Annotated in this window: 12 protein-coding genes and 1 tRNA gene; 3 read left to right on the top strand and 10 right to left on the bottom strand. The window is 38.6% G+C overall.

Annotated features, from left to right (window positions below; all coding sequences use genetic code 11):
• Positions 1 to 37: 37 nt before the first annotated feature.
• The 6 genes from L655_RS0124325 to L655_RS0124350 all read right to left on the bottom strand — a co-directional run bounded on the left by L655_RS0124325 (position 38) and on the right by L655_RS0124350 (position 4,724).
• Entirely contained in the window at positions 38 to 424 is a 387-nt protein-coding gene (locus L655_RS0124325) for a hypothetical protein (protein ID WP_024590139.1), read from the bottom strand.
• Between the two features lie 52 nt (positions 425 to 476).
• Positions 477 to 567 (bottom strand) — tRNA-Ser (locus tag L655_RS0124330).
• Between the two features lie 158 nt (positions 568 to 725).
• Positions 726 to 1,103 carry a hypothetical protein gene (locus L655_RS0124335; RefSeq protein WP_007582705.1) on the bottom strand — a complete coding sequence of 126 codons (378 nt, stop codon included), beginning with the start codon at positions 1,101 to 1,103 and terminating at the stop codon, positions 726 to 728.
• A gap of 203 nt (positions 1,104 to 1,306) precedes the next feature.
• Positions 1,307 to 1,855, bottom strand: coding sequence for an NAD(P)H nitroreductase (locus tag L655_RS0124340; protein ID WP_024590138.1), 549 nt, complete (start codon positions 1,853 to 1,855; stop codon positions 1,307 to 1,309).
• A gap of 130 nt (positions 1,856 to 1,985) precedes the next feature.
• The gene (locus L655_RS0124345; RefSeq protein ID WP_024606557.1) at positions 1,986 to 2,669 is read right to left on the bottom strand and encodes a DoxX family protein; all 684 of its coding nucleotides are present in this window, start codon (positions 2,667 to 2,669) and stop codon (positions 1,986 to 1,988) included.
• A 93-nt stretch (positions 2,670 to 2,762) separates the two neighbouring features.
• Entirely contained in the window at positions 2,763 to 4,724 is a 1,962-nt protein-coding gene (locus tag L655_RS0124350) for an NADPH-dependent 2,4-dienoyl-CoA reductase (RefSeq protein WP_024606558.1), read from the bottom strand.
• Positions 4,725 to 4,943: 219 nt separating this feature from the next.
• On the opposite strand from L655_RS0124350, the gene sppA reads away from it, so the two are divergent.
• Together sppA and ansA are read left to right on the top strand one after the other, a co-directional pair.
• On the top strand, positions 4,944 to 6,809 hold the full coding sequence (gene sppA, locus L655_RS0124355; protein WP_024606559.1) for a signal peptide peptidase SppA: 1,866 nt from the start codon (positions 4,944 to 4,946) through the stop codon (positions 6,807 to 6,809).
• Positions 6,810 to 6,891: 82 nt separating this feature from the next.
• Entirely contained in the window at positions 6,892 to 7,902 is a 1,011-nt protein-coding gene (ansA, locus tag L655_RS0124360; RefSeq protein ID WP_024606560.1) for an asparaginase, read from the top strand.
• Between the two features lie 68 nt (positions 7,903 to 7,970).
• Here the strand turns inward: ansA and gndA are convergent, their stop codons facing one another.
• On the bottom strand, positions 7,971 to 9,344 hold the full coding sequence (gene gndA / locus L655_RS0124365; protein ID WP_024606561.1) for an NADP-dependent phosphogluconate dehydrogenase: 1,374 nt from the start codon (positions 9,342 to 9,344) through the stop codon (positions 7,971 to 7,973).
• 377 nt (positions 9,345 to 9,721) lie between these two features.
• Here gndA and pyk point away from each other — a divergent pair, with 377 nt between their 5' ends.
• Positions 9,722 to 11,158: a pyruvate kinase gene (pyk, locus tag L655_RS0124370; RefSeq protein WP_002962904.1), complete on the top strand. Its 1,437-nt coding sequence runs from the start codon at positions 9,722 to 9,724 to the stop codon at positions 11,156 to 11,158.
• A 68-nt stretch (positions 11,159 to 11,226) separates the two neighbouring features.
• Here the strand turns inward: pyk and L655_RS0124375 are convergent, their stop codons facing one another.
• The 3 genes from L655_RS0124375 to L655_RS0124385 all read right to left on the bottom strand — a co-directional run.
• The gene (locus L655_RS0124375; protein ID WP_024606562.1) at positions 11,227 to 12,051 is read right to left on the bottom strand and encodes a LytTR family DNA-binding domain-containing protein; all 825 of its coding nucleotides are present in this window, start codon (positions 12,049 to 12,051) and stop codon (positions 11,227 to 11,229) included.
• Positions 12,044 to 13,120, bottom strand: coding sequence for a histidine kinase (locus tag L655_RS0124380; RefSeq protein WP_024606563.1), 1,077 nt, complete (start codon positions 13,118 to 13,120; stop codon positions 12,044 to 12,046). The genes L655_RS0124375 and L655_RS0124380 overlap by 8 nt, the downstream gene beginning before the upstream one ends.
• Positions 13,121 to 13,414: 294 nt before the next feature.
• Positions 13,415 to 13,726: group II intron maturase-specific domain-containing protein (locus tag L655_RS0124385; protein ID WP_024605253.1), on the bottom strand; the 312-nt coding region annotated here is incomplete at its 5' end.

Raw genomic sequence — 13,726 nt, forward strand, 5'->3', positions numbered from 1 at the left:
CGCGACTATGCTATCACAAAATAAACCGCGTTTGGGGCTAGTTTTTGCTGAGTTTTAGCTTAATTAGGCCAACAATATAACTACAAAGCGGCAAACTGAATAAAATTCCAACAAGTAGAGGCATTGTTAGTAATCCTGATTCGCCAAACAGTAAAAATGGCACTACAAGCAGCCCTATACAACCAATAAAAACAGAGCCAATAACTGGCCAATGCTTATCGTATTTGGTAATAAGATGGGCAGCTAAAACATTAAAACCAACACCATAAATTAAACCGGTAATTAATGGATACTCTGGTTGAGCGTCTATAGCCATTTTTACTAATAAGCTAATAGCACTTTGATAGCAGTAACCAAATACCGTCCATAATAAAAGATGTTTTATTAATTTCTGCGAGGTTGGTAGGTTTGTTGCTTTAGTCATTTAGAAACTCCACAAAGCAAAAAACCGCCCATAAGGCGGTTTTTTTAAATAATGGTGGAGAGATAGGGATTTGAACCCTAGATGGGCTATAAACCCATGCCGGTTTTCAAGACCGGTGCATTCGACCACTCTGCCATCTCTCCGCACGGCGCGAATAATATGGCTAAATACATAACTTGTAAAGAGCTAAATAGAAATTAATATAAAATATTAACATATTGGATAAAATAGACCCACTTTGTTCTTTTGTTAAGCTCTTCACTTTAATAAAAGTGTAGTTAATGGACTAAAGTTAAACACATTAATAATATTGTTTAGGTCTACGTGCAATCCAAGAGCAGATTAAACAAGCCAATATACTCAGTGCGGTAAAGGTAACGCCTTGAAAAATTAAATCGAATCGATTTAAATCATCACTTGGTACTACAACAAACATAAAAGCAGGTAGCACACTAAGCGATAAAACGTAGCAACATACTTTAAATGCACGCCCAAAGTCGAAACGTTTGGACTGGTGCATCCACCATGTTAACAACACAAGCATACCCATCGCTGAACCGGCTATAAAGTGTGATGCATTTGTGCTCATTGCAACATACAGTGTTACAAAAGCACCAATGATTCCCCAAATTGACCATGCTAGCCAATTCTCTTTTTCACGTAAAAATAAATTTCCCATAGTTTTCGTCTTCTTTATCGTTATTTTTATTAAGACTTTCCATAATGTATCAAAAAACAACCGATTAAAAAACAAACTGAAGAAGATTTAGTAAATTTAGTGCTTCCAAGCGCTTCTTACAGCCAAGTCATTAACTTTTAAATAATACTCTTTGTAACCTTAATGAATTATGACTATGTAAGTTGCGCAAAGTTCATACTATTTCACAAATTACTAAAATAGTGTTCTGGCTTATGGCGAGGCGACTTTTTACAATCGACTTCGGGTGTACCTATATATAAATACCCTACTATTTCATCTTGCTCATGTAAGTTAAGCGCTTTTTTAACCGCGCTACTTTGTGCAAAGTAGCCTGTGCGCCAAACACCGCCTAACCCTTGGGCAAATGCAGCTTGTTGCATCGCTAATACACTACAGCCTGCGCTTTGTACTTGTTCTATTCGAGGAACTTTTGGGTGTTCTTGATATTTAGCAATTGCTATTACAATCATAGGCGCACGAAGGGGAAGCTCTTTAGCACGGTTAATTACTTTTTCTTCTTGTTGCTCTGCCACTGCACTTTGATGGTAAATTTCACCCAGTTTATTGCGTGCATCACCTTGAGCAACAATGAACTGCCACGGTGCTATACAGCCATGATCAGGAACACGTAATGCTGCTTGCTTAATTATGTCGAGCTGCTCAGGCGTAGGGCCCGGCTCTGTTAGTTTAGAGTCTGATTGGCGGGTAAGTAAAAGCTCGATAGCGTTCATAACGATTCCTCAAAATTCAAAACGCTAGAGTAACATTTAAACCCTTAAAAAATAAATACCGAGAAATTAAAATGCAAAACGGCCGCAAAGGGTTAAGCTATGGGGCCGTTAGTAAAGCAGATTGAATACGTTATTCTTTTACAATATTTCGCCTTAACCAGTAATCTATACTAACAAAGCGTCCTCCTCCCATAAAAAATAAGCTAAGGAGCATTGCAAAGTAAATTGCCGAAAATTCTATACCGTTGTTTAAAATAGACGGCTTGCCCTTTTCGTATAGATAATCAGGAAACCCGTGTTCTTCAACTAAGCCACGAATTTTACCTATTCGGTCTTGTACTTCTAGTGAGTTTTCAAGGCTTTCTTTAGCGCCCGGAATTGATAACCAATCGAGCACTTGCGCAGCACTTGTTTCTGGATTAGTTGGTGCTATTGCAAACCAACCATTATGCCAATGCACTGAGGTTGCAGCGACAACCATTGTGAACATAAGTGGGATACTGACCAAGCGAGTTAAAAGGCCAAATAATAACAACCAACCACCTAAAAATTCACTCCATCCAGCTAAAAAAGCGAGTAAGTCAGGAAACGGTAATCCTAAACCCCATTCATTATTACCAAACCATTGAACTACATCTGGAGATGCTAAAAAGTTATCAAAGAAACCTTCTGTCTCACCGCTTATAGCAAGTTTGTTATAACCTGCAATGATCATAACAGGGGCTAAAATCAAGCGAAATAGCAATACAGGTAAACCATCTAAAAATGATAGTTTACCCAATATTGCATCATAAAGATTGGTTAGTTTGTTCATGCGTATCCTGTGTGTTCACTGTTTATTAAGTTATAGACTATAAACAGCAAAGACCGCATGAATTGATAAACTATTTCAATTTATTTACAAAGGTTAAATACTTCTAGCGACCTGAAGAGCTTCAAAAATAGCGCGTTTAGCATCAATAGCAGCAGCTAGTTTAGCTCCGCCTATAACATGTACCTTTGCATTATCTGTGTAATTTTCTAGCACTTCGTTGTTAGAAACCTGACCAATACAGGCAATAACCGTGTCTACTGGCAGCACTTGAGTTTCACCAGCAACATTAATAGTTAGTCCGCTTTTATCAAAGCTTTGGTATTGGCAATCAGCAATTTGCTTAACGCCATGCTGCTTAGCAACTTGGCGATGTATCCAACCCGTTGTTTTACCAAGCTCGCTACCAAAACGACCCGCACTGCGTTTTAACATATACAATTGACGTTCATCTTTATGAGGTTGGGCTTCACACTCAATCCCCCATTGCGTTTTAAACTCGCTAATAGTTTGCGATTTATGTTCGCTTAAAAACGCAACCATATCAAAACCTATACCACCGGCACCTAAAATAGCAATTGATTTACCCAGCTCTACTTCGCCGCGTATAACTTCGTCATAAGCAAATACACGCTTATCATCGCTACACTTAATAGAGGCTTCACGCGGCCTAACGCCAGTTGAAAATACGATGTCATCATAGTTTTTAAGCATTGAATCGTCATAAGCTTTACTAAGCTCCACAGTTACTTTTAATCGCTCGAGCTCATTAGTGAAGTAAGTAAGTGTATGGTTAAAGTCTTCTTTACCCGGTATCTGCATGGCTAAATTAAATTGACCGCCCATTTGCGATTTTTGATCAATTAACGTGACGTTATGCCCTTTTTGAGCCAAGTAACAACTTGCTGATAAACCAGCAGGACCTGCACCGACAACTAATACATTTTTAGCTTTGGCTGCTTGCTCTAGCGGGTAATCTAGCTCAAATGCAGCTTGTGGATTAACTAAACACGTAGCACGTTTATTTTTAAATACGTGATCTAGACAACCTTGGTTACAGCCAATACAAATATTAATTTGTTTAGATTGATTGTTTACATACTTATTAAAAAACTCAGGATCAGCCAATAACGGACGTGCCATCGAAATTAAATCAGCCTCGCCTGCATTTAAAATATCGTTAGCAATTTCTGGAGTATTAATTCGGTTAACAGCAATCACAGGGACATTAACTACGTCTTTTAAACGCTTTGATGCTTCTTTAAATGCACCCGGTGGCACCATACTCGCAATAGTCGGTACACGCGCTTCGTGCCAACCAATACCAGTGTTAAATATATCAACACCCGCTTTTTCAAGTTCGGTAGCTTGAATAACAACTTCCTCTGGTGTTGAACCGTTTGGAATCAAATCAATGACCGACAATCTAAAAATAATTAAGAATTTTTCAGATACTTTTGCTCTTACAGCTTTAACTATTTCAAGTGCAAGTCGCATTCTATTTTCTAAGCTGCCACCAAACTCATCATCGCGTTTATTGGTGTGCGGCGCCATAAACTCATTAATCAAATACCCTTCAGAACCCATGACCTCTACGCCATCGTAGCCGGATTTTTCAGCCATATAGGCAGAATGCGCAAAGTCTTTAATTGTTTTTTTAATCGAGCCAAGCGACATCGCTTTAGGTTTATAAGGATTAATAGGTGCTTTTATTGCACTTGGTGCTTGATTGAAAGGATGGTATGCATAACGTCCAGCATGTAATAATTGCAAACAAATTTTTCCACCGTGTTTATGCACAGCATCTGTGTAAGCGCGATGCTTAAACACATCGTAATAACTATTAAATGAGGAAGAAATAGGTGTTAGCTTGCCACGTAAATTAGGGCTGTATCCGCCTGTAATTAACATCGCGGTGCCACCTTTTGCACGTGCTTCATAAAATGCACGTAAGCGTTTGCGGTTATGCCAGCCCTCTTCAAGACCTGTATGCATTGAGCCCATAACCAAGCGGTTACGTAATTGTGTGTGTTTTAGTTGTAATTGTTGTTCTAACATCTTGTGCCCCGTTAACTGGTCTAACCTGTATACATTAGCTAATTCTGCTTTAATGGCAAGTAATAAGCAATATGTGCATGCATTTAATTAAAAATAGCAGTAAAAACTTACGTTTATATAGGTTCATAAACACTTCGTTACGATTTAGCAGTTAAATTTATTTTTATTCTAAGCTAAGATGGGACTAATGTATTAACTGTACCAAATTAAGGAGCTATTTTGATAGCAAAGGTATTTAAAGGTATTTGGGCTGGAATTAATTTTTCTCGTCGCTTAATACTAAACATTTTGTTTTTATTACTGGTAATTGTTTTCTTTGTGTCACTCTCAAGTGACGATGATCAAATAATAGTTGAAAATGGCTCTGTACTTAGGCTTAACTTAAATGGCCCTATTGTTGAAGAGAAAACATATATAGACCCAGTTGAAGCCGCAATTAGTGATGCAACTTCTGGTTCTGAAGCACCAAGCGAAATATTACTCGACGATATTGTTGAAGTAATAAACGAGGCGACTAAAGACGATCGTATCACGGTGATATTGCTTGATTTACAAGAGATGCCTAAAGCACATTTAAATAAACTTAAGCAAATTACAAAGGCTATTGATGCCTTCAAGCAAGCTGGCAAAAAAGTAATTGCATCGGGTTATTACTATACTCAAGCGCAATACTATATTGCATCGCATGCTGACGAAATAGCTATGCACCCATACGGCAGCGTAGGTATTGAAGGTTATGGCATGTACCCGCTTTACTTTAAAGATGCACTTGAAAAGCTTGAAGTAACGCAGCATATTTTCCGTGTTGGTACATTTAAGTCAGCAGTAGAACCTTTTATTCGTAACGACATGTCCGATGCAGCTAAAGAAGCTAACCGCGTTTGGTTAGGCGCTCTTTGGAGCGAATACAAACAAGATGTTGCCGCTGTTCGCCCGTTTGATGAGTCAAATTTTGACGAAACAATGGACGTATATCTAGAAAAAATGAAAGCTGCCGATGGCGATGCAGGTAAATATGCACTTGATCACCAGTGGGTTGATTCTTTAAAAACAAATCAACAAGTTCGCAAGCAATTAATTGATTTAGTGGGCGCACGAGAAGATGGCAAAACATTTAAGCAAGTTTCATTTCGTGAATACTTAAGCTTAGTTAAACCACCGATTGAATTTGATAACCCTATTACCGAAAAAGTAGCCGTTGTTGTTGCTAAAGGTACAATTGTTGATGGTGAGCGTAAAGCTGGCGAAATTGGTGGCGACTCTACAGCAGCCCTACTTCGTAAGGCACGCCTTGATGATAAAGTTAAAGCGGTTGTACTACGTATAGACTCTGGTGGCGGTAGTATGTTTGCCTCTGAAGTTATTCGTGCTGAAGTATTAGCCCTTAAAGCTGCTGGTAAACCTGTTATTGCTTCAATGAGTTCTGTGGCTGCATCAGGTGGTTATTGGATTGCCTCTGCTGCAAACGAAATTTGGGCAGCACCAAGTACAATTACAGGCTCAATTGGTGTATTTGGTACGTTTATGACATTTGAGAAAACCTTATCGAAAATTGGTGTTTATTCAGATGGCGTTGCTACAACCGAAATGGCTGGTTTTTCAATCACTCGCCCTCTTAACGAAAAGATGGGTGAAGTAATTCAAATGAGTGTTGAAGAAGCATACGGTCGCTTTTTAGCTGTAGTGGCACATGCGCGAAATATGACGCCAGAGCAAGTAGATAAAATAGCACAAGGTCGTGTTTGGATTGCATCTCAAGCGCAAGAACTCGGTTTAGTTGATAAGCTAGGCGATAAACAAGATGCGATTGAAGCCGCTGCTGCACTTGCTAAGCTTAATCATTATGAAGTTAAAACAATCAAACAAGATTTAAGCCCGCAAGAAAAAATGATTCAAGACATTTTTGGTAATGCGTCTATTAAATCTATGCTTGGTTTGCAAACACAAAAAACATCTGTGTTAGCAACACAAGCTAATTTACAAAGTGTTATTAATCAATTAAGCACTGAAGTTGAAAACCTTAAAGATTACAACGATCCACAAGGTGTATACGCACGCTGTTTAGTGTGTAATGTTGCACAATAAAAGTGCATAGCTTCACCTAATCAGCTGTATTTAAAGCTGCTTAACGTTATACTAGGCCCAGTTTTTTTACTGGGCTTTTTTTATGAAACGTAAACGCATTTATATCGCTTATACTGGCGGTACTATAGGTATGAAAAAATCGAGTCGAGGCTATATTCCGGCTGAAGGTTTTTTAACAGAAACCGTAGTAAATAACGCAGAATTTAATCGTGATGAAATGCCTTTGTTTGATATTCACGAATACTGCCCTCTTATAGACTCTTCAGATATGTCGCCCGAGCATTGGCAACTCATTGCTGATGATATCAAAGATAAATACCAAGATTATGATGGTTTTGTAGTGCTCCATGGCACTGATACCATGGCTTATACAGCCTCAGCGCTGTCATTTATGTTCGAAAATTTATCTAAACCGGTTATTGTAACCGGCTCACAAATTCCGCTCTCACAATTACGTTCTGATGGCCAAGTAAACTTGCTTAATGCCATGTATTTAGCTGCAAATTATCCTATTGCTGAAGTAAGTCTCTTTTTTAATAACCAACTGTTTAGAGGTAATAGAGCAACTAAAGCACACGCGGATGGGTTTAACGCCTTTGCATCGCCTAATCTTGATCCTCTCGCGTTATCGGGTATTAATATTCAACTTATTAAAGGTCAGCTTAGCCCATATGTTGAAAATGAGCTGCAAGTTACACCTATAACACCTCAACCTATCGGAGTGCTTTATCTGTATCCTGGTATTAGCCAAGAGGTAGTTAAAAGCTTGGTCAATGGCAATATTAAATCACTGGTGCTACTTAGTTTTGGTGTTGGTAATGCACCCCAAGATCCGAGCTTTTTGTCAATACTCGAAGAAGCAAGTAAACGTGGCGTCGTAATTGTTAACCTAACTCAGTGTTTAAAAGGCCATGTAAACATGGGTGGCTATGCAACAGGTAATGCACTATTAAATATTGGTGTAATTAGTGGGTACGATATGACCCTTGAAGCATGCTTAACTAAGTTACATTATTTATTTAGCCAAAAGCTTGAAGTCGAAACGATTCGTCATTTAATGCAAGACAATTTACGTGGTGAGTTAAGCCGCTAATTTTTAAGGGCTAAAAATACAAAAGGCACGCTAAATAGCGTGCCCTTATCGTTTTAAACAACTGCTTATTATCTAACTTTAGCTTCTATATCTACTAAATCAGTTAAATGACACATTTCACCACTGTGGGTTTTTATGCCGTGCTCACCAAAGTAATCACGCTGGGCTTGAACTAAATGCCCATTACTCGGTGTAGTTAATGTTGCTAAATACGTTTGTGTAGCACCCAATACAGGGAATGCTAAACCAGTCATTATTGCTTGACCGGTAATTTTGCGCAAAGAATTAGACTCTTTTTCAAGAGTGTCAATAAATTCAACACCTTGTGCAACGCTATCAAGGTAGTCAGCACGGATTATACAACCAGCGCGCCACGTTTGAAGCGTTTTAGATAAATCTACTTTCCACTGATGAGTACGTGATGCACCTTTGATTAGCGCTAAACCTTGACGATACGCAAGTAAGCTTGCAAGTAAGAACGCGTCTTTTAGCTCTTCTAAATCAATTTCAACATTGTTCGTTGATTTAGATGCATATGTCATCTCTTGTGCAGCCGTTGTGTTACATGCATTAGTTAAATGACGAGCTTGAACAGCAGCAACAAGTGAAGGGACAGCAATACCAAGTTCGAGTGCATTTTGCGCAGTCCAAAGACCAGTACCTTTAGCGCCAACTTTATTATCAATTAAGTCCGCAAGCGGTACATTATTATGATTTTCAAGTGACAATATATGGCTAGAAATAGACAGTAAATAACTATTTAATTGACCTTCTGACCAGTCATTAAATATCTCAGCTACTTCTTTTGGAGAACGATTAGTACCTAAACGAAGTAATTGGTACACTTCTGCAATAAGTTGCATCAGTGCGTATTCAATACCGTTGTGAACCATTTTTACAAAATGACCACTTGCTGATTGGCCAACACGTGCAAAACACGAGTCGCCATTATAGCTAGCAGCTACTTTTTCAAACCATGGCTCAATACGTTCCCAACCACCTTCAGAACCACTTGCCATCATTGCAGGACCATGGCGAGCGCCTTCTGCACCGCCAGAAATTCCCATAGTGGCAAATTCAAATTTATTTTGGTATTTGAGTTTACGCGTTATACCGTCTTTATAATTACTATTACCGCAATCGACTATCATATCGTCACAATTAACGCCGGCCTCTACAAGTTCATTACAAACTGTATCAACTAACTCACCAGCAGGAACAAGTAATAAAATAGAACGAGGTGCCTCTAAACGCCTTACCATGTCACTTAAATCAGAGACAATGTGAAGCCTATCAGCCATGCCTTGTGATTTGGCACAACTTAGTAACTCTTCACCCGCATGTGGGTTTTTATCATAAGCGACTAGCGTTATCCCTTTTTCAATCAAGTTTAGGGCAAGATTTTTTCCCATAACGCCTAACCCTACTAATGCAACTTGCATCTAGTGTCCTCCTCGGTAACAACTATTTGGTTAGAAAATTCAGTGTATAAATTAAATAATACCGCGTGCATTATACTCATACAGTCATAAAATACTAACTATGAGCCCATACAACATGCTTTTTTATTACAGATAAATAAGCTACGTAATTATATCAAACATCAATGCTCTCGGGGTGACTAAAAGCAACGCTAATTGAAATTAAGATCATTGACGCATTCTGACACCGGTGTCATAATGATGACACAATAGTTTTGTATAAAATAGTGGCAAACCTTTGAAGTTTGCACATAATTAAAATATTTTAATCTAATATAGATGTTTTAATTCAACAAAATAACGTCAACATGCTTTCACCAAGCAAACAGGAGAAATTGATGCTAAGACGCACGAAAATAGTTGCTACCCTTGGACCTGCTACCGATAGAGATAACAACTTAGAAAAAATTATTATCGCTGGGGCTAATGTAGTACGTTTAAACTTCTCACATGGTGTTGCCCAAGATCATAAAGACCGTGCGCAAGCTGTACGCGATATTGCAAAAAAATTAGGCAAGCATATTGCTATCCTTGCTGACCTTCAAGGCCCTAAAATCCGCGTTTCTACTTTTAAAGAAGGTAAAGTAACGCTTGCTGTGGGTGCAAAGTTCACTCTTGATGCAAAAATGGAAAAAGGCGAAGGCGATGTTAACTCTGTAGGTATTGATTATAAAGAACTACCTAACGATGTTAGCCCTAACGACTTACTACTCCTAAATGACGGCCTTATTCAACTAACTGTTGATGAAGTAGCTGGACACTTAGTACATTGTACTGTAACTGTTGGCGGTGTTTTATCTAACAATAAAGGTATTAACCGTTTAGGTGGTGGCTTAACTGCTCCAGCATTTACTGAAAAAGATAAAGAAGATTTAATAACTGCCGCTGAAATTGACGTAGATTACATTGCCGTATCATTCCCACGAAGTGGCGACGATATGCGCTACGTACGCTCACTTGCTGAAGCTGCTGGTTCAAAAGCACAACTACTTGCAAAAATTGAACGTGCTGAAGCCGTTGAAACACAAGAAGCTGTTGATGACATCATTCTAGCGTCTGACGCTGTAATGGTTGCTCGTGGTGATTTAGGTGTTGAAATTGGTGATGCAGCTCTTATGGGCAAGCAAAAACTAATTATTCGTCGTGCTCGTTCATTAAACCGTACTGTAGTAACAGCAACGCAAATGATGGAATCGATGATCGATAACCCTATGCCTACACGTGCAGAAGTTATGGATGTTGCAAATGCTGTTCTTGATGGAACAGATGCTGTAATGCTTTCAGCTGAAACAGCTGCTGGTGATTACCCTGAAGAAACTGTTGCAACTATGGCACGTGTTTGTTTAGGTGCTGAATCTCAAAAAGAAACACATGTTTCTAAGCATCGTTTAGATAGTCGTTTTTCTAACAATGCAGAATCTATCGCACTTTCTGCTATGTATGCAGCTAATCACTTAGATTCTGTTAAAGCTATCATCACGCTTACTGAATCTGGTAGCACGGCTAAATTAATGTCACGTATCAGCTCTGGCTTACCAATCTACTCGCTTTCACGCCATGCGAGTACATTAGGTCAAACAGCACTTTATCGTGGTGTTTACCCAGTATTTTTTGATTCTACAAAAACTGAAAAAGACGGTATGGTAAAAGCCGCGCTTGATACTTTAGTTTCTCAAGGGTCTTTACAGTCTGGCGATACAGTAATTATTACTCACGGTGACTCAATGGAAACTGTGGGTGCAACTAACACAATGAAAATTGTAACTGTTGCGTAATTAAACGCTGAATATAAAAAATGCGAGCTTAGCTCGCATTTTTTGTGCCTGTAATAAAAGCGTTGGCTTTAACTTGCTAATGCCGCTTTAACCTTATCTCGGTAGCTACGGCTCACTTTTAATTCTTGTCCGTTTTCAAGTACTAATAAATACTCGCCACTTACTTGTGTAACCAGCTTACTAATTTGTTTTGTATTTACTATTGCACTGCGGTGTACACGCACAAATAACTGAGGGTCTAGCTCTTGCTCAAGCTCTTTCATTGTTTTACGAAGTATATGCGTTTGTCCATCTTCACAGTGTAAACACATATAGTCACCTGCAGCATCAACCCATTGGATAGTCGCTACAGGTACCCGTATAATTTCACCCTGCTCTTTTACTGCAAGCGATTCTGGGTAACGTCTATCTGTTAAGGTATCGCCAGTGGCTAATTTTTTTAATATTTCTTCGCAATTATTACCAGTAATACCGGCTACAAAACTCGCTAGTTTTTTCTTATGGGCGTTGTCTTGCTGCGTTTTTAAATAAGTATGCACTTTTTCTACCGCCTGTTTTAATCTGTTATCATCAACGGGTTTTAAAATGTAATCGAGAGCATGAATTTCAAATGCTTTTACAGCAAACTGATCAAAAGCAGTTACAAATACTATAGCAGGTAATACTTTTGTACTTTCGCTAAGCGCTCTTGCCACCTCAAAGCCATTCATACCTGGCATCTGAATATCTAAAAAAACCAAATCGATTTTCTCTCTTTGGCACATTTCAATTGCATCAGCGCCTGAACTACATAAGTTAATTACTTCAATATCAGAGAACTCTTCAAGCCTTACTGCTAGACCTTTACGGGCTAACGGTTCATCATCAACAATAAGTGTTTTTATTTTAGTCATTTTTCACAGCCTTCTCAAAAGGTACTCGCAGATTAACTTTTAATCCACTTGGCGTATTATGTGATAATACAAACGAATAATTATTTTCATACAACGTTTTTAATCTATCTTTGGTGTTAGCAACACCTACACCTTGAGCGTTAACTAATTGGCCATCAAGTATTTCAGTGCCTGGGCCGTTGTCACCCACTTCTAGTAATAATTCATTCGCAAATACTTGTGCTTTAATATCAATTACACCACCTTCTGTCAGATGGGCAATGGCATATTTAATCGCGTTTTCTATAATTGGTTGCAAAATTAAGCTCGGTACTAAAGCCTCTTTTGCTTGCTCGCTAATATCTACATTTACTTTCAACCGCTCATCAAAACGGACGCGCTCTATTTCTAAGTAAAGCATGAGCGCATGTAGCTCTTGCTCAAGCGGTACTTTTTTAATTGGATCGGTATTAAGTGTGTAACGTAAAAAGTCACTTAACCTTGCTACCATTAAGTTAGCATCTTTGTTTTCTTTAACCAAAATTAAAGTAGAAATAGCGTTAAGTGTATTGAATAAAAAATGGGGATTTAACTGATACCTGAGCATTTTTAGTTGCGCTTCGTGTGCCATCGTTGTGGCCTTTAACGCTTTTTGTCGCTCACTTTGTAATAACTGATAATATTTAACGCCAAAGTACAAACCACTCCAACATAAAATAATATAAACCGAATCTAAACCTTGCTGCAGGTAATAAAACCACTCCTCTGGTCTATAACCATGGCGGTATATTTCCCATAGATTGAATTTTTGAACGACAGCCCATAGAGTGCCCGTTATATAAGAGGCACCAAATACTACAATCATTAACACCCAGGGCGAGGCATTCCAAATTTTACGGTAAATATACCTAAGCGGCACTGTCATCAAACAACCAGCGTAAGCATTCAATAAAATAACAAATACGTATATATCACGCATTTCAAATACTTTAGAGCCGATATAATTTACTAACGCGTAACCAATCCAGCCCGCGATTTGCAAAAGCCAAAAAAAACGTTGCCTGTTATCGACTAAAGTTTGCCAGTTCAAAATAGATGTTTACTCCGTATGGTTAAAACTAATTCCATAAAATAGGCTTTTGTTATTTTTATTATTTTTATTATTTTTACCTATGTAGGGCTAATTTTCACAAAATTAGGTAGTCTTATTATATAGATTTATGAGTTTGCATAGCACTACAGCTTGCCTTGCTTTTTAAGAGTCTTACCGCAAACAAATAGTCGAGACACTATCGAGTAGGGTGAGGCTTATGCCTCATCCCTCTCACAGAACCGTACGTACGGACCTCGTATACGGCTCCTGTACCCTTCACATTTTATCAACTTATTTCCTAAACGCTGATAAAGCAAGCCATCCCGTATTCACTTTTTCTATTGGATATAAACCAAGCTCCTCAAACCATTGGTTTGGCATCGATACACAAGATAAAGGGCTTAGTGAGTTACGCCACGAGTTCATCTTTATGAACTTAAACGGTGGCTTTTTCCCTAACTGCTTTAGTCGTCGATGTAGCCTTGATGGCTTCTTCCACAACCTCAGCTGTATTGCCCTTAGTCTTCGTCTGATCCAACCTGCCAAGGCTTTTAGCTCTCGCTTACAATTGGCTATACTAAAATAATTTACAAAACCGCGCAC

This window comes from Pseudoalteromonas sp. TAE79 (assembly GCF_000498015.1).
In the GTDB taxonomy this organism is placed as follows: Bacteria; Pseudomonadota; Gammaproteobacteria; order Enterobacterales; family Alteromonadaceae; genus Pseudoalteromonas.